This is a genomic window from Nocardia sputorum (genome assembly GCF_027924405.1).
GTDB lineage: Bacteria > Actinomycetota > Actinomycetes > Mycobacteriales > Mycobacteriaceae > Nocardia > Nocardia sputorum.
Window position 1 is genome coordinate 165657 of the sequence record NZ_AP026978.1, and the last position, 16181, is coordinate 181837.

The following is a 16181-nucleotide window of genomic DNA, read 5'->3' on the forward strand; positions in this document are numbered from 1 at the left end:
CGCTCGACCTGATTGTTCTCCCTGTCCTGGCGGACGCGCCTCGACCTGCCAGGTCCAGTGCCGGGTCGCGTGTTCACCCGGCCGGGCCGGTAGGGGGTGGGCGTCGACCAGCGCGGAGCGCGGTGATCAGCTCCTCGGCCGGGATCGTGCGGGGGCGGTCGCTGACCTGGCCGTCACCGAGCTCGACCAGGCGCCAGACCCGGTCCTCGCGCAGCACGAAGTCGGCCGTGACGAAGGGGAGGCCGAGTGCGGCGATGGCATGCTCGACCGGAGCCGGATCGAATTCGCAGTCGGGCAGTTCGTCCGGAGTGTCCGGGTGCGGTCCGACCAACCGGCACTTGCCCTCCACCCACCAGGTGCGGACTTCGGGCGACCGGAAGCGCTCGAAGCGGCGCAGGACGAACCCACCGGTCAGGTCGTCGCCGCGAAGTTCGTGGAATCTGCTCGCCACGCGCCAGGCCGCATCCGCATCCGCGACGTCCGGGATGAACGCCGCTTCGTGCCAGTAGTGCTTCATCGACTTCGTGTAGTCGCGCAGGACGGCGGCGCCCGTCCCCAGTTCCCGCCGTGCGTGATCGAATGCGGCGCGATCTTTTCCGGTGGTCCACACCGATCGCGGAGTCATCTCGGCGAGTGCGGGATACCAGCCGGGCAACTCGTGAGCGCGCCGGTACTGCTCCGCGTCGGTGCGCAGCGTGACGCCCCGCTGCCGCAAGCTGCGGTCGAACGCGGCGTACTGATCACTACGCAGCATCCAGCCGCGGTAGACGGCCACGCCGCCCGCGCGAACGCGGCGAACGGCCCCGTCCGCGCCGCCGGTGCGGGTCAGCGCGTCGTGATCGACCACCGCGACTTCCAGCCCGGCGTCGCGCGCCGCATCCGCCTCCGCGGCGAAATGCTCGTCGACACGCTGGGGGCGAAGCACATCGGCCGGAACAAGCAGCAGCACAGCCCATATCCTCGCGGCACGGCCGCGCGATTCCCAACCGATTTCCACGCACCACTGTTATCCGCTCAACTCCGCGACGATCCGGCGCAGTTGGGTGGCGCGCTCGGCAGGCTTCCGCGATTTCATCAGTCGCAGCAACAGCGCATACCGCGCGGTGCGGTCGAGCTGATCGAAAGTATCTCGTGCGCAGGGATTTTCGCTGAGGGCAGCGGTCAAATCGTCGGGACAGGCGGCGGTGCGCTGAGGCGCGTAGGCGGCTTGCCAGCGGCCGTCGGAGCGGGCGGCGGCGATGGCCGCGAAGCCCGGGGTACGCATGCGGCCCGCCGCGATCAGCGCTTCGGCTTTGCCGACGTTGATCTGCGACCACGGACTCTCCGGCCGGCGCGGCGAGTACCGCTGCAGGTAGTGGTCGGCGTCGAGACCGCGGCGGTGGCTGTCGATCCACCCGAAGCAGAGTGCGCCGTCGAGCGCCTCACCGTTGCTGATCGTCCTGCCGGCCGCCCCCTTCTTCGCGATCTTCAACCACACGTCGGCCGCGTGGTCGTGATTGGCGGCGAGCCACTCCTCCCACTGCGCGACGTCGGCGCATGTGAGGATTCCTGTTTCCTCGAACTGACCCACGGTGCCTCCCGAGATGCGATGCCTTTTTCTCACCTCATCCTCCGCCCCAAAGTGCTCATCAACTGAGCACTTCGCCGAGGACGGCCGCCCACCGCTGCTCGGTATCAGCGAGGCGAAGTGGAACGTGTCCAGGGGCTGGGGAAACGGCTTCGAACGCGTCACGGGGAGCGATCTCCGATCACGCCGAGGGTACGTTGATGCTGTTGGCGGCGCAGGTCGCCCCGAATCGTCGCGGGCTTCTTCGCAACAGTCGAGAGGAGAAACGAATGACCATCGATATTCGCAAGGTGACCGTCCTCGGCACCGGGGTGCTCGGGTCGCAGATCGCCTTCCAGACTGCCTTTCACGGTTTCGAGGTGACGGCCTACGACATCGACGACAATGCGCTGGCCGCCGCCGAGGAGCGAATCGACAAGCTCGCGGCGGTCTACCGCGAGCAGGTACCCGGTGGCGGGGACGGCAAGGCGGAACGAACGGCGGCAGGCATCGCGCTGAGTTCTGATCTGGCTGGAGCGGTGCAGGACGCGGACCTGGTCATCGAGGCCATTCCCGAGGTGCTGAGCATCAAGCGGCAAACCTACGAGGAACTCGGCCGGGTCGCACCGGAGCGCACGATCTTCGCCACCAACTCCTCCACCCTGCTGCCCAGCGCCATGAAAGACTTCACCGGCCGCCCGGACCGGTTCCTCGCGCTGCACTTCGCGAATCAGGTGTGGCACTTCAACACGGCCGAGATCATGGGTACCACCGACACCGACCCGGCGGTGTACCAGGCCGTGGTCGACTTCGCCGCCGAGATCGGCATGGTGCCGATCGAAATCCACAAGGAGAAGGCCGGTTACGTCCTGAACTCGCTGCTGGTGCCGTTGCTCAACGCGGGCATGAGCCTGGCGGCGGGCGGCTACGCCGATCCCGAAGCGGTGGACAAGACCTGGCAGATCGGCACCGGCGCACCGGCCGGCCCCTTCCGCATCCTCGACATCATCGGCCTGACCACGCCGTACAACATCCTCGTCCACAACGAGGACGAGGACTCCCAACGGCTTGCCCAGTGGTTGAAAGAGAACTACATCGATAAGGGCAAGCTCGGCATCGCCACCGGCGAAGGTTTCTACAAGTACTGACCGGCGAGCCCGGTGAGTCCGGGTTTCGCCGCGCTCATACACCACTCGTCGAGCAAAGGGCGGCTGATCGAGGTCGAGCACTTCATGCGCTACACCGCGATGATCTCGAGCATGCTTTCCAGCTCGCGGAAATCCGCGCTGTTGCGGGTGTACAGCGGTAGCCCACGTGCTGACGCGATTGCCGCGATGAGCAAATCCATCCGGCGGGGCCGCGGGTCGCGTTTCGCCGCCAGGGTGAGTGCTACCAGGGTGCCGTAGCGTGTCGCGGCGTCCTCGTCGAAGGGCAACGGATCGAAATCCACAATGGCGGCACCGAGTTGCTCGGATCGTGCGGCTCGGGTGACGGTGTCTTTCGCCATGGCGACGCCTTGGTGCAATTCGGCTAACGTGATCGCCGTTATCTCACACGACTCCGGCAAACAAGCGGGATCCAGCGTGCCCAGGTCGATGTAGGCGCAAGTGTCCAATACGCCTGATGCATGCCGCTCGGTCATGAACGCGATCCCCACGCATCGTCGTCCCCGACTCGATCTTCCGTTCCGAAGAATTCGTCGGCCTCTTGCCGCATGCGGGCGAAGTCGACACGCGGGAGTTTGCGATGCCGTTCAACGAGTTCTTCCGTCGTCAGGCGGCGCTTTCGGCTGACCGGCCGCACTTCGGCGACTTCGACCCCGTTTCGGGTTACGCGGAAGGTCTCACCGGCCTCGACCGCATCCATGACCGCCGCTGAGTGGTTGCGGAACTCGCGCTGCGTGATCACCTTCATGACGTCATTGTAGCCCGCTGTAGCGCGCGGAGCTACGGCGCTGCTCGCACCCCTACAACCAGGTGTCCAACGTCGTCGTCGTGAGGAAGTGCTCCAGGTCGGCGCGCCACGGGGCCGGGGTGGTCTTCTCCGGTTCGATGGCGGTGTACTGGCCCCGGTAGAACAGCAGGGGGCGGCCGGTGGTGGTCGTCTCGGAGAGGGCTTGGACGCGGCCGATGACGATGTAGTGGTCGCCGCCGTCGACGACGGTCTCGACCTTGCACTGGATGGTGGCCAGCGCTTCGTCCAGCACCGGGAGTTCCTGGTCGGAGGTGTGCCAGGCGGCGCCGGCGAACTTGTCGGGTTCGCGGGAGCCGAAGCGGGCGCACAGTTCGCGCTGCTGTTCGGCGAGGACGTTCACGCAGAAGCGCCCGGATTTCTCGATCGCCGCCCAGGACCGGGACGCCTTGGTGGGGCAGAACAGCACCAGCGGCGGTTCGAGGGAGAGGGCGGCGAAGGACTGGCAGGCGAAGCCGATCGGCGCCCCGTCACCGTCGAAGGTGGTGATCACGGTGATGCCGGTGCAGAACTGCCCCAGCACGTTCCGGAACTGCCGTGGATCGATCTCGGATCCGTCCGCGGTCATCGTTTCGCTCGCCCTCTCGGTCACTGCTGCCGCTGTCCGACGGTGAAGTCGTGCCCCCACAGGCTCACCGCGGTGGATTCCCGCGCGATCCAGTCGTGGTCGTCGACTTCCAGTCCTTCACAGCCGAATTCGACGTCGAACCCGCCCGGCGTCTTCATGTAGAAGGAGAGCATCTTGTCGTTGACGTGCCGTCCCAGCGTCGCCGACATCTTGACCTTCTTGCGCAGCGCGCGATCCAGGGCGAGCCCCACGTCGTCGGCGTTCTCCACCTCGATCATCAGGTGCACGATGCCGCTGGGCGTCGGCATGGGCAGGAACGCCAGCGAATGGTGGCGCGGATTGCAGCCGAAGAATCGCAGCCAGGCGGGCTCGCCATCGGCGGGGCGGCCGACCATCTGCGGTGGCAGCCGCATCGAGTCGCGCAGCCGGAAGCCGAGCACGTCGCGGTAGAACTCCAGCGCCGCCTTGTCGTCCTTGGTGGAGAGCACCACGTGCCCGAGCCCTTGCTCCTCGGTGACGAACTTGTGCCCGTACGGGCTGACCACCCGGCGATGCTCCAGCGCCACACCGTGGAACGCTTCGAGCGTATTGCCGGAGGGGTCGTCGAACCGGATCAGCTCGTACACCCGGCGATCGGCCAGTTCGGCGGCAGTGCCCTCCTTGAAGGGCACGCCCGCCGCGTCCAACCGGTTGCGGATGTCTTGCAGCTCTTCGGCGTTGGCGGTTTCCCAGCCCGAGATCTGCAGCCGGTCCTTTTCGCCGGGGACGATCACGAGCCGGGCCGGGAACTCGTCCATGCGCAAATACAGCGCTTCCGGATCGGTGCCCTTTCCCTCGACCATGCCGAGGACTTTGAGCCCGTACTCCCGCCAGGCGGCCATGTCGGTCGCCTCGATACGCAGATATCCCAGTGATCGGATGCCCATCACTTCTCCTTGACGCCCGCGAGGAAATCGATCGCGAGCCGGTTGAATTCGTGGAACTTCTCCAGCTGTGCCCAGTGTCCACACCCGCCGAAGACGTGCAACTGCGCGCGCGGGATCAGCTTGGTCGCCACCAGTGCGCCGTCGAGCGGGTTGACCCGGTCCTCGCGGCCCCAGATCAGCAGCACCGGCTGCCGCAGCTTGTAGGCGTCGCGCCAGAGCATGCCCTTCTCGAAGTCCGCGCTCGCGAACGACTTGCCCATCGCCCGGGTGGCGGCCAGCGCCTCGGGCGTGCTCGCGGAGGCGAACCGCTCGTCGATCAGCTCGTCGGTGACCAGCGACTGGTCGAAGACCATGATGCGCAGGAACGCCTCCAGGTTCTCCCTGGTCGGCTCGTAGTTGAACTTGGAGAGCAGTTTCACGCCCTCGGTCGGGTCGGGCGCGAACAGGTTGGTGCTCAGTCCGCCCGGACCCATCAGGATCAGCTTCCCGGCGCGATCCGGGTAGTCCAGCGCGAACCGGACGGCCGCGCCGCCGCCGAGCGAGTTGCCCAGCAGGTGCACCCGGGAGGTGATCTCCAGGTGGTCGAGCAGGTCCTTCAGCGCCGAGGCGCTGTGCACGAAGTACTGCGGATGCTCGGTGGGCTTGTCCGAGCGGCCGTAGCCGGGCTGATCCACCGCCAGTACGTGGAAGTGCTCGGCCAGCACCGGGATATTGCGCGCGAAGTTCGACCATGAGGACGCGCCCGGCCCGCCGCCGTGCAGCAGGACGATCGTCGGCCCGTTGCCGACGCCCGCCTCGTGGTAGTGCAGTCGCAGGTCGGGTCGCACCTGCGCGTAGCGCGAGGTCGATTCGGCGGTGAGTTCCGCGGTCGAGGTCACGGGCACCCCCTACACCATGCCGTCGGTGACGGGGAGGCCGAACTCGTGCGTGCCATACATCAGGTAGGCGCGCTCGGGGTCGTTGGCCGCGTGCACCCGGCCCGCGTGCGCGTCGCGCCAGAAGCGTTGCAGCGGCGTGCCGTTGGCCAGCGCGGTGGCGCCGGAACTCTCGAACAGCTTGTCGATCGCGGCGATCGAGCGGCCGGTCGCGCGCACCTGGTCGCGGCGGGCCCGCACGCGCAGGTCGAACGGGATCTCCTGGCCCGCCACCAGCAGCGCGTATTCGTCGGCGACGTTGCCCGACAGCTGCCGCCACGCGGCGTCGATGTCGCTGGCGGCCTCCGCGATGCGCACTTTGGCGAACGGGTCCTCCTTGGCCTTCTCGCCTGCGTAGGCCGCGCGTACCCGCTTGCCCTGGTGCTCGACGTGCGCCGCGTAGGCGCCGTAGGCCATGCCGACGATCGGGGTGGAGATCGTGGTGGGATGGATGGTGCCCCAGGGCATTTTGTAGACCGGATCGGTGTTCTGTTCCAGACCGGGCGATTTCAGTTCGCTCATGGCGCGGAAGCTGAGGAACCGGTGCGACGGCACGAAGACGTCTTTCACCACGACCGTGTTGGAGCCGGTGCCGCGCAGGCCGACCACGTTCCACACGTCGTCGATGCGGTAGTCGTCGCGCGGGATGAGGAAGCTGCCGAAGTCGACCGGCTTGCCGTCCTTGATCACCGGGCCGCCGAGGACCGCCCAGGTGGCGTGATCGCAGCCGGACGACCAGGCCCACGCGCCGTTGACGAGGTAACCGCCGTCGACGACCGTGCCCGCGCCCATCGGCGCGTAGGAGGAGGAGATCCGCACTTCGGTGTCCTCGCCCCAGACGTCTTCCTGCGCCTGCTGCGCGAACAGCGCCAGGTGCCAGTTGTGCACGCCCACAATGCCGGCCACCCAGCCGGTGGATCCGCAGGCGCTGGCGATCTTGCGCACGGTGTCGTAGAAGACCACCGGATCGGCGGCGTGACCGCCCCACTGCTTGGGCTGGAGCAGCCGGAAGAAGCCGGTCTCCTGCAACGCCTTCATGCTTTCGTCGGGGATGCGCCGCAGGTCCTCGGCCTCCTGTGCGCGTTCGCGCAACGTCGGCAACAGCGCTTCGACCCGTTCGGTCACTTCTTGCGTCATCTCGGGACCTGCTCCTGCCTGGTCGGTTGATGTCCGAAATCTCATTTGCCTCTGAGACTAGAACAGGTTCCTATTTCTGTCGAGAACCGGTGTCCACCCCTGCCCGGACATGCGCTCATGCAGGAAGTGAGGGGAATCGCTGGCGTCCAGAGCGCCAGTTTTGTAACGTGTTCTAGTACAGATGGAGGAGGAAACGCGATGGCAGTTACGCCACAGGGCGGTGCGAAGGTCCGGGAGCTGGATGTCGGCGCCGCACCGACTCGCTATGCGCGGGGATGGCATTGCCTGGGTCTGGCCAAGACGTTCCGGGACGGCAAGCCGCACGCGGTGAACGTCTTCGGCACCAAGCTCGTCGTCTGGGCCGACAGCAACGGTGAACTGCGGGTGCTGGACGCGTACTGCAGGCACATGGGCGGCGACCTGAGCATGGGCGAGGTCAAGGGCGACGACATCGCCTGTCCGTTCCACGACTGGCGCTGGTCGGGCACCAACGGCAAGTGCACCGCGATTCCGTACGCGCGCCGGGTGCCGCCGCTGGCGCGCACCAGGAAGTGGACCACGCTGGAGCGCAACGGTCAGTTGTTCGTCTGGCACGACCACGAGGGCAGCCAGCCGCCGCCCGAGGTCACCATCCCGCACATCAAGGGCCCTTACACCGACGCCGACGGCAACCCCAGTGAGCAGCTCGACAGCGGGTGGACCGACTGGACCTGGAACTCGATGCTGATCGAGGGCGCCAACTGCCGCGAGATCATCGACAACGTGGTCGACATGGCCCACTTCTTCTACATCCATTTCGCCTTCCCGACGTACTTCAAGAACGTCTTCGAGGGGCACATCGCCACCCAGTTCCTGGAGACCAAGGGCAGGCCGGACATCGGCATGGCCTCCAAGTACGGCGGTGACACGCTGCTCAAGTCCGAGGCCTCGTACTTCGGCCCCTCGTACATGATCAACCCGTTGATCAACATCTACAGCGGTTACGAGGTCAAGAGCGTCCTGATCAACTGCCACTACCCGGTCACCCAGGACTCCTTCGTCCTGCAATGGGGTATCACGCTGGAGAAGCCGAAGGGCGTCGAGGGCGAGATGGCGACCAAGCTGGCGGAGAAGATGACCGAGGGCATCAGCGTCGGCTTCCTGCAGGACGTCGAGATCTGGAAGCACAAGTCCAAGGTCGAGAACCCGCTGCTGTGCGAGGAGGACGGGCCGGTCTACCAGCTGCGCCGCTGGTACGAACAGTTCTACGTCGACCTGGCCGACGTCACCGAGAAGATGACCCAGCGCTTCGAGTTCGAGGTGGACACCACCAAGGCCAACGAGGCGTGGGAGGCGGAGGTCGCGGAGAACCTGCGGCGCAAGCGCGAGTCCGAGGAAGCCGAGGCCGGCGTCTGATGGCGGCCACCTGGGCGAAGGCACCCGATTTCGCCGACCAGCCCGCTCGGCGAGCCGAAGTGCGCGCCCAGACGGTGGTCGACAAACAGCGCTACCTGGAGGACGGCCTGACCCCGCTGCGGTGTCAGGCCTGCCGGAGCCAGGTCTTGGTGCGCAAGAGCAGCACGCACCAGACCTCGGTGCAGTGGACCGGCGATCCGGCCGAGCGCTGCCCGGTCTTCGCCGAACTGAGTGCGCGCGGCCACGGGCCTGGCCGCCCCGACTCCTGTCCGAATCTCGAGCGCACCATCGCCTGGGCCGTGGACGAGGGCGTGCTCGAAATCCCCGAGTGATCCAGCTGCGCGGGGCGGCGGGCGCCGATCGGGTTGCCCGCCGATCGCCGCGGCGGTGACCGCGCTGTCGCGCCCGAGCCGTGCTCCGGCTACGTTGACGGGAACAAAAAGGACCTTCGTGCCGGAACGGATACCGTCCGAACCGGCGCCGCAGGAGGGAGTTTCCGCGATGCTGGTGCGGCATCTGGACTGCGCGACCATGTGCCCGGTCGGCGGGCGCGCGCTGCTCGGCAGCGGTGGGCTGCTGACCGGTGGGCTGGTCGGGCATTGCCTGCTCATCGAGTCCGATGACGGACTGGTGCTGGTGGACACCGGTTTCGGCATGGCCGACGTGCTCGACCGCGGCAGGCTGGGGGCAGGCAGCGCGCGGCTGCTGCGTCCCCGGTTGCGTCCGGAACTCACCGCGCTGCACCAGATCCGCGGGCTCGGCTACCGGCGCGAGGACGTCCGGCACATCGTGCTCACCCATCTCGACCTCGATCACGCCGGCGGGCTGTCGGACTTCCCCGACGCCACGGTGCACGTCTTCGCCGACGAACTCGACGCGGCGACCCAGCGCCCCACCATCGGCGAGAAGCTGCGCTACCAGCCGCGCCAGTGGGAGCACGGGCCTCGCTGGCTGGCCCACGAGACCGGCGCGGACACCTGGTTCGGTTTCACCGCCGTCCCGGTGCTCGAGGACATCATGCTGATCCCGCTGGTCGGGCACACCCGCGGGCACAGCGGCGTCGCGGTCCGGCAGAGCGACGGATGGTTGTTGCACTGCGGTGACGCCTACTTCCACCACCGGCAGCTGGCGGAGGGGAGGGCTCGTCCGCCGGTCGGCCTGGGTGTCTTCGAGGTGCTCGCGAGCACGCTGGGGCGCGCCCGGGTGGAGAATCTGGAGCGCCTGCGCACGCTGCACGCCGATCACGGCGACCGGGTGCGGATGTTCTGCGCGCACGATCCGCACGAGCTCGCCCAGTTCGCCGCCGTGCCGGTGCGCTGAACCCGGTCAGTCCAGCCGGAAGTCGGCGAAGTCGAAACCCGGTGCGACGATGCAGCTGACCAGCACGTATTCCGCGCCCGCAGGTCGCGCCGACTGGCTGACGCCGCCGGGCACCACGGCTTGGAGCAGCTGACCGCGCTCCACGTCGGGGCCCAGGGTCACCACTTCGCCGCCGATGTCGAGCGCGAGCGGCCCGCCGCGGTGCCAGAGCCACAGCTCGTCGGAGCGCACCGTGTGCGGCGCGGACCGCTCGCCCGGCAACAGCAGGAAATGGATCGCCGTCGCCGCGGCGCGCCGGCCCGGGTAGCCCTCCGGCGTGAATCGCACCGGGCTGCGCCAGGTTTCGCGATACCATCCGCCCTCCGGGTGCGGCGCGAGATCGAGTGCGACGGCGAGCGGCGGACGAGTGTCGGTCATCGTTCGACTATGCCCGATCGACGCACCGCTCAGTTCTCCTCGATCCGCCAGGTGATGCCGAACGGCGCGAGCGCGTCGAGGAAATCGGCGGGGTCGAACGCTTCGGCGGGGGCGAGCGCGCCCGGTGCGGCGGCGTTCTCGGCCAGCCGGACAGCCGTCGCCACGGCCATCAGCGCGGAATCGCGGTAGGAGTCGACGCCGCTGAGCACGCCGCGGGCGTGCCGTCCGTCCGCGCCGAACGCGTCCACCACGAGGTCGTAGCGCAGGTCCGCGCTGGGCGCGTCGGGCAGTGTGTCGATGAGTGCGGCGGTGAACCCGCTGAGCGTGTCGAGAATCGACGTGGCGAGGACGCCTTCGACGTACGAGACGTTCGAGTGACGGGGGATGGTCAGCACCGGGGGCTGCGGAAACTTCGCGACGGTGGTCGGCTCGGTGTTGCCGGGGAAGGTCATCTTGTCGTGTCGTGCCTCCGCGCCCGCGCCCGTGCGCAGTTCGCCGTCGGCGTAGTGCCAGCCGCCGCCGCGGAACCAGTCCAGGCTCGCGAAGACCGTCTTCGCACTACCTTTGGAACCGTTGCCGCCGCTCTTGCTCAGGTGGCTCAGCACCACCTCGGCCGGACCGGTCACGCGGCGCGTGGCGAGGTGAGCGAGCAGGTCACCGGGGACATTACTGTCGGTGACGCCGGAGACGAGGGTGACGCCCGCCGCCGCGGCGCGCGGTCCGAACTCGTCGAAGACCCGTTTCAGGAACAGTTGCTCGCCGGACATGTCGGTGTAGTGGGCACCGGCGTCGATCGCCGCGGCGAGTACCGCCGCGCCGTGCTCGACATAGGCGGGCAAGCTGCTGATCACCACCTCCGCGCCAGTGAACGCGGTGACGAGGGCCGCGTGGTCGGACAGCTCGGCTACCCGTATGCCGGCGTCGGGCAGGTCGACGGCGCCGGCGGCGGCACGGATGCGATCGGCGTCGCGGCCCACCAGGATCGGGGTGAGGCCGCGGCGGCGCAGTTCGGCGAGCAGGTAGCCGCCGGTGTGTCCGGTGGCGCCGTAGACGGCGATGGTGCGGGTGTCTTCGCTGGATGTCATGAGAAGAAATCTATTGTTTGCAGGTGAGTCGGCCAATGCCTACGAAGCTCGATACTTTGTCTCAAACGCTCATCAATAGAGTGCTACGGTGAACGGGTGGACATTCTGAGCGAGGCCATCGCGGCGATCCGCACCGGCAGCCCCACCTCCGGCCTGTTCATCCGGCACGCCCCGTGGGGTCGGCGGTATCCCGTGGTTCCGGGCGCCGGGTTCCACGTGGTCCTCCAAGGCTCTTGCTGGGTGGTGCCGCCGGACGGCGAACCCATGGCGCTCGGCGTCGGGGACGTGCTGTTCATGCCGCGCGGGGCCGACCACGATCTGGTCGACAGCCTGGACAGCCCGGTCACCGAGACCGCGCTGCCCGGCGAGCCCAGGGAGGTCACGGGCCCCGGCGTTCGCACCGCCTTGCTCTGCGGCGCTTACGAACTCGGCCGCGGTCGCAGTCACCCGATCCTCGACGAGCTGCCCGAGTTCATTCATCTGCCCGCGCGCCCGGGGCGTCATCCCGCGCTGCGCGGCGCCGTCGACCTGCTGGCCGCGGAGATCGCCGAGCCGCGCCCGGGCAGCGACGCGGCCGTGCCCGCGATCCTCGAGACGTTGCTGTTGTTCATCCTGCGCGCCTGGTTCGACGAGCAAGCCGACGCGCGATCGTCGGGCTGGGCAGGCGCTTTCGCCGATCCCGCGGTCGCGGCGGTGCTACGCGCCGTGCACGAGGAACCCGCGCGTGCGTGGACGGTCGCCGAGCTCGGCGACATCGCGGGCGTCTCCCGCGCGACTCTCGCCCGCCGCTTCCTCGCGACGGTCGGCGAACCGCCCCTGGCCTACGTGACCCGCTGGCGCATGCTGACCGCCGCCCGCCTGCTGCGCGACACCGACGCCGGCCTCGGCGCCGTGGCCCGCCGCGTCGGTTACGCCTCGGAGTTCGCTTTCGCCAAAGCGTTCAAACGCGAATACGGCCTGGCCCCAGGGCAGTACCGCCGTGCGGCCGAAAGTCCGCCCCTGGTCGCGGTGTGAACCGGCGCCGGACCACCCGTTCGGTGCGCATGGCGCGAAGACCCCACCGTGGTGATCGTGTGGCACGTGCGGCCTGCCTTGTGCGGACCGAGGCTCCTGCCGTCCGCCGACCGGGCCGACGCTGAACTCAGCTGAACGGCGAGTGCGGCCGTTCCTGGAGCTCGTCGTCCACGTAGATGTCGACCTTCTCGTTGTAGAAGCAGACCAGCCCGGCGACCTTCTGGCTCTCCGGAAGCGGCGTGCGGTAGCCCCACACGTAGTCGGGATACTCCTTGCCCTCGACGCGGACCGTCCAGTAGTCGGCGGTGCCCTTGTACGGGCAGCTGGTGTGGGTGGCCGACGGGTGCAGCAGATCCATGCGGACGTCTGTCATCGGCAGGTAATACCGCGGCGGCAAACCGGTTTCGAACAGGATGCGCGGCGTGCGCGAATCGGCGACGGTGACGCCGTCGATCTCCACTCGCACATGTCGCGAACTGGCCAGGATGTCGACGCGCGAGTAGGGGTTGCGCGGATGGACGTAGATCGGCTCGTCCTCCTCGAACCACTCGTCCATCGCGCCCCACTCCAGCCGGACGAGGTCGCGCAATTCGGTGAGCGGCGAGTCGTGGTACCGCAGCGCCGCCCCGCCCGCCGTCGTGCCGTCGACCATGACGTCGTAGACGGTCGCGTCGCCACGGCTCGCGGAGTGCCGGGTCTGCCCGCTCGGTTCGAGTTTGGCGCGCAGATCCGCGACCGGCAGGTAGTAGGTCGGGTAGTGCGGGTTCTCCCAGACCAGCACGGGCCGCGCACTGTCGGCCACCAAGTGACCGCCCAGGTACACGCGCACACGCTTCTTGCTGGTCTCGACGCTGACGCGGCCCCGCTTCGCTTCGGTCATATCTCTCGACCGTACTCCTCGCTCACGGTCAGTCACCGACCGTCATGGCCTGCGCTTCCTCGACGCTGTGCGGTGCGGGATCGTGGTCGTCGAGGTGGGCCAGCGCGGCGCGCCCGGCCAGCAGGACGACGACCGCGGCGGCGGTGCACGCCGCGCCGACCCAGAACGGCAACGAGATGCTGTGCTCGCCGAGTTTGCCCGCGAGGTAAGGAGCGGCGGCCCCACCCGCGAACCGGACGAAGCTGTAGGCGGCCGACGCCGTGGACCGCTCCACCGGCGCTGAGATCATCACGGCCTCGGTGATCAGCGTGTTGTTCACGCCGAGGAACAGGCCCGCCAGCACGGTGCCGACGATCAGCACGGGCTTGTGCTCGGCGAAGACGGCCATCATCGCCAGGTCCGCCGCGAACAGCGCCAGCGACAGTCCCATCATCGGCAGCGAACCGAACCGGCGCTGCAACCGGGGAGCCAGGAACACCGACGCGATCGCCAGCAGCACACCCCAGCCGCAGAAGATGAAGCCGATCGCGTAGGTGCCCATATCCAGCGGGAACGGGGTGTAGGCGAGCAGGGTGAAGAAGCCGAAGTTGTACAGCAGGGCGGTGAGGCTCACGATCAGCAGCCCCCGGTGGCGCAACGCGCGGAACGGCGCGGCGATCGAGGTGCGGTGCGCCGGCTTGGGGCCCTCCGGCAGTAGGACGACGATGCTGATCAGCGCGACGGCCATCAGCGCCGAGACGCCGAAGAACGGCCCGCGCCAGCTGATTCCGCCGAGCACGCCGCCGACCAGCGGTCCGGTCGCGATGCCGATGCCGAGCGCGGCCTCGTAGAGGATGATCGCGCGCGCTACGCCGCCGCTGGCCGCGCCGACGATGGTGGCCAGGGCGGTGGCGATGAACAGCGCGTTGCCCAGGCCCCAGCCCGCCCGGAATCCGACGATCTGCGCCACCGTGTCCGACATGCCTGCCAGCGCCGCGAACACGATGATGATCGCCAGCCCGGCCAGCAGCGTCTTCTTGGCGCCGAAGCGGCTGGACACCACACCGGTGACCAGCATGGCCACGCCCGTGACCAGCATGTAGCTGGTGAACAGCAGCGACACCTGGGACGGTGAGGCGTGCAGTTGTTCGCCGATGGGTTTCAGGATGGGATCGACCAGGCCGATGCCCATGAACGCGATCACGCTGGCGAAGGCGACCGCCCAGACGGCTTTCGGTTGTTTGGTGTCGTCCGCGACCGGGGCGGGGGTGGGAGCCAAAGCGCTCATCAGTGTTCCCTCGAGATCGGATCGTGCTGTCGCGTAGCCGTTTTCAGGGCCTCCAGCAGGTCGTGCAATTCGGTGTCGAGTCGCGCCAGGCGTTCGGCGTCGAAACCGGGCAGGTGTCCGCCGATCGCGGCGGCGAATGCTTGGCGGAACTCGGTCAGCCGGGTCCGCCCGGCCGGGGTGAGCTCGATGAGGACGGCCCGGAAGTCCTCCGGGTCCTTGCGCCGGGTCGCGAAGCCTTCCGCGACCAGCTTGCCGATCAGCGCCGTTGCCGCCGGCTGTGAACATCGGTCGATCCTGGCGAATTCGCTGACCCGCAGCGCGCCGTGTTCATCGAGCACCGCCAGTGCCCGCAACACGGCCCGCGGCAGGTCGTCGCCGCTGATCACCCCGGCCAGCCGAGTGAGCCTGCCCGCGGTGACGAGAAGGTCGACGACGATGTCATCCGCTACGTTCACCTGGGCTTGCCGCACGAGGAATATTATTACATAGGCTAACTATCTATTTGTCGTGAGGTCGGCCACAGGCGGGGAACGCGCGGGCGGCCCCGCGCAACGGCGGTTCCGCGGGGCCGTCGACGTCGGCGGTCAATCCTGCTGCGCGCCGGTTGAATCGGCTGCGTGTTCCGGTTCCTCGTAACGGATGTCGTACGCCGCCGCGATCGGATTGAACTTCACCGGGTCCAGCGCTCCGTCGGTCAGCACCGACGCACCGGCTTCGAAGAGATCCTCCAGGTAGCACTCCCAGCCGCCGGGCGATGAGATCTGCAGCACCCGTGGCGGCGGTTGCGATCCGCAGCGCAGGGCGTGCGGGACGCCGTGCGGCAGCAGGACGAACATGCCCTCCGTCGCGGAGAGGGTCCGGTCGTCGAACTCGACGTCGAGCGTGCCTTCGAGCACGTAGATGCATTCGTCCGCCACGTGGTGGGTGTGCCGCGGGATATCGCGCGCGAGCGTCACCTCCAGCAGGGAGAACCTGCCCTCGGTATCGGCGGTGGTCGCCTTCACCGCGAACGCGGGCGGTAATGGCACCCGGCCGGGGCGTGCCTCGCCGGCGTCCAGGAGGTGGAAACGATTGTGGGACATGAAGTGCTACCCTTCGAAGCAGTTAAACGGAACCGGAATCCGGTTCCGATTGAAGCGTAAACACGGAGGTATCGCCAGTGTCAAGGCCAACGCCCCGCAAACCGCGCGCGGACGCCGCGCTCAACCGCGCCCGCATCGTGGCCGTGGCCCGCACGCTGTTCGCCGAGCGCGGCGGCGCGGTGCAGCTGCCCGAGATCGCCCGCGCCGCAGGCGTCGGAATCGGCACGGTCTACCGCCATTTCCCCACCCATGCCGATCTCATCGAAGCCGCGGCCGAGCAGCGCTTCGCCGAGATCGAGGAGTTCGCCCGCACCGAATGCCTGCGGGCCGAGCCCGGGCAGGGGCTCGCCCGCTACCTGCGTCATGTCGGCGCGGTGCTGGCGGCCGACCGGGGCCTGTCGGCGGCGATCGAGGCGGCTCGGGAGTCGGCGGGCAGTGCGCCGCGGGGCGAATCCCGAAGCAGGCTCGAGAAGGTGATCGGCGAACTGGTCGAGCGGGACCGGGACGCAGGGACCGTGCGCGACGACTGCACGGTGACCGATGTGTACATGATCGTCGGCGCGGTGTCCGCGACGATCGGCAGCGGCAGCGGTGATTGGCGCCGGCTCGTGGAGATCGTTCTCGACGGCCTGCGTCCCGGCGGACGCTCGGACGCGTGA

General features: G+C 68.3%; 20 protein-coding genes. 6 read left to right on the forward strand and 14 right to left on the reverse strand.

The annotated features are described in order from the left end of the window. Nucleotides 1–73: 73 nt before the first annotated feature. A complete protein-coding gene (locus tag QMG86_RS00805; RefSeq protein ID WP_281877066.1) occupies nt 74–949 on the reverse strand; it encodes an ATP-grasp domain-containing protein in 876 nt (291 codons plus the stop codon). 57 nt (nt 950–1006) lie between these two features. Further along, complete coding sequence (locus QMG86_RS00810; RefSeq protein ID WP_281877067.1) at nt 1007–1732, reverse strand: YdeI/OmpD-associated family protein; 726 nt, start codon at nt 1730–1732, stop codon at nt 1007–1009. Nucleotides 1733–1836: 104 nt separating this feature from the next. Here QMG86_RS00810 and QMG86_RS00815 point away from each other — a divergent pair, with 104 nt between their 5' ends. Continuing rightward, nucleotides 1837–2694, forward strand: a complete 858-nt coding sequence (locus tag QMG86_RS00815) for a 3-hydroxyacyl-CoA dehydrogenase (protein WP_281877069.1) — start codon at nt 1837–1839, stop codon at nt 2692–2694. Nucleotides 2695–2783: 89 nt separating this feature from the next. Here QMG86_RS00815 and QMG86_RS00820 read toward each other — a convergent pair whose 3' ends face one another. Genes QMG86_RS00820 through hsaA form a run of 6 tightly spaced genes read right to left on the reverse strand, consistent with a single transcriptional unit; the run spans nt 2784 to nt 7062 of the window. Continuing rightward, entirely contained in the window at nt 2784–3188 is a 405-nt protein-coding gene (locus QMG86_RS00820) for a type II toxin-antitoxin system VapC family toxin (protein WP_281877071.1), read from the reverse strand. Next, nucleotides 3185–3460 (reverse strand): type II toxin-antitoxin system Phd/YefM family antitoxin, encoded by a 276-nt coding sequence (locus QMG86_RS00825; protein ID WP_281877072.1) that lies wholly within the window; start codon nt 3458–3460, stop codon nt 3185–3187. The genes QMG86_RS00820 and QMG86_RS00825 overlap by 4 nt, the downstream gene beginning before the upstream one ends. Before the next feature lie 52 nt (nt 3461–3512). Beyond that, entirely contained in the window at nt 3513–4085 is a 573-nt protein-coding gene (gene hsaB / locus QMG86_RS00830; RefSeq protein WP_281877074.1) for a 3-hydroxy-9,10-secoandrosta-1,3,5(10)-triene-9,17-dione monooxygenase reductase subunit, read from the reverse strand. Between the two features lie 20 nt (nt 4086–4105). After that, nucleotides 4106–5011, reverse strand: coding sequence for an iron-dependent extradiol dioxygenase HsaC (gene hsaC, locus QMG86_RS00835; protein ID WP_281877075.1), 906 nt, complete (start codon nt 5009–5011; stop codon nt 4106–4108). Then, entirely contained in the window at nt 5011–5889 is an 879-nt protein-coding gene (gene hsaD / locus QMG86_RS00840) for a 4,5:9,10-diseco-3-hydroxy-5,9,17-trioxoandrosta-1(10),2-diene-4-oate hydrolase (protein WP_281877076.1), read from the reverse strand. Before hsaD ends, hsaC begins: the two co-directional genes overlap by 1 nt. Before the next feature lie 9 nt (nt 5890–5898). Continuing rightward, nucleotides 5899–7062, reverse strand: a complete 1164-nt coding sequence (gene hsaA / locus QMG86_RS00845; protein WP_281877078.1) for a 3-hydroxy-9,10-secoandrosta-1,3,5(10)-triene-9,17-dione monooxygenase oxygenase subunit — start codon at nt 7060–7062, stop codon at nt 5899–5901. Between the two features lie 198 nt (nt 7063–7260). On the opposite strand from hsaA, the gene QMG86_RS00850 reads away from it, so the two are divergent. From QMG86_RS00850 to QMG86_RS00860, 3 genes are all read left to right on the forward strand, one after another. Continuing rightward, a complete protein-coding gene (locus tag QMG86_RS00850) occupies nt 7261–8457 on the forward strand; it encodes a 3-ketosteroid-9-alpha-monooxygenase, oxygenase component (protein ID WP_195088489.1) in 1197 nt (398 codons plus the stop codon). Next, nucleotides 8457–8789, forward strand: coding sequence for a hypothetical protein (locus QMG86_RS00855; protein WP_281877079.1), 333 nt, complete (start codon nt 8457–8459; stop codon nt 8787–8789). The genes QMG86_RS00850 and QMG86_RS00855 overlap by 1 nt, the downstream gene beginning before the upstream one ends. Nucleotides 8790–8958: 169 nt before the next feature. After that, nucleotides 8959–9777, forward strand: coding sequence for an MBL fold metallo-hydrolase (locus QMG86_RS00860; protein ID WP_281877080.1), 819 nt, complete (start codon nt 8959–8961; stop codon nt 9775–9777). Between the two features lie 6 nt (nt 9778–9783). On the opposite strand, the gene QMG86_RS00865 is transcribed toward QMG86_RS00860, so the two are convergent. Together QMG86_RS00865 and QMG86_RS00870 are read right to left on the reverse strand one after the other, a co-directional pair. After that, entirely contained in the window at nt 9784–10194 is a 411-nt protein-coding gene (locus QMG86_RS00865; RefSeq protein ID WP_281877081.1) for a cupin domain-containing protein, read from the reverse strand. A 29-nt stretch (nt 10195–10223) separates the two neighbouring features. Continuing rightward, nucleotides 10224–11279 (reverse strand): saccharopine dehydrogenase NADP-binding domain-containing protein, encoded by a 1056-nt coding sequence (locus tag QMG86_RS00870; RefSeq protein ID WP_281877082.1) that lies wholly within the window; start codon nt 11277–11279, stop codon nt 10224–10226. Nucleotides 11280–11375: 96 nt separating this feature from the next. Between QMG86_RS00870 and QMG86_RS00875 the strand changes: the two genes are divergently transcribed. Continuing rightward, nucleotides 11376–12293: an AraC family transcriptional regulator gene (locus QMG86_RS00875; protein ID WP_281877083.1), complete on the forward strand. Its 918-nt coding sequence runs from the start codon at nt 11376–11378 to the stop codon at nt 12291–12293. Between the two features lie 127 nt (nt 12294–12420). Here the strand turns inward: QMG86_RS00875 and QMG86_RS00880 are convergent, their stop codons facing one another. The 4 genes from QMG86_RS00880 to QMG86_RS00895 all read right to left on the reverse strand — a co-directional run bounded on the left by QMG86_RS00880 (nt 12421) and on the right by QMG86_RS00895 (nt 15522). Next, a complete protein-coding gene (locus tag QMG86_RS00880) occupies nt 12421–13173 on the reverse strand; it encodes a DUF427 domain-containing protein (protein ID WP_281877084.1) in 753 nt (250 codons plus the stop codon). Between the two features lie 28 nt (nt 13174–13201). Further along, on the reverse strand, nt 13202–14440 hold the full coding sequence (locus QMG86_RS00885) for an MFS transporter (protein ID WP_281877085.1): 1239 nt from the start codon (nt 14438–14440) through the stop codon (nt 13202–13204). Beyond that, nucleotides 14440–14910: a MarR family winged helix-turn-helix transcriptional regulator gene (locus QMG86_RS00890; protein ID WP_281877087.1), complete on the reverse strand. Its 471-nt coding sequence runs from the start codon at nt 14908–14910 to the stop codon at nt 14440–14442. Before QMG86_RS00890 ends, QMG86_RS00885 begins: the two co-directional genes overlap by 1 nt. A gap of 114 nt (nt 14911–15024) precedes the next feature. After that, nucleotides 15025–15522 carry a cupin domain-containing protein gene (locus QMG86_RS00895; protein ID WP_281877088.1) on the reverse strand — a complete coding sequence of 166 codons (498 nt, stop codon included), beginning with the start codon at nt 15520–15522 and terminating at the stop codon, nt 15025–15027. A gap of 77 nt (nt 15523–15599) precedes the next feature. Between QMG86_RS00895 and QMG86_RS00900 the strand changes: the two genes are divergently transcribed. Beyond that, nucleotides 15600–16181, forward strand: a complete 582-nt coding sequence (locus QMG86_RS00900; RefSeq protein ID WP_281877089.1) for a TetR/AcrR family transcriptional regulator — start codon at nt 15600–15602, stop codon at nt 16179–16181.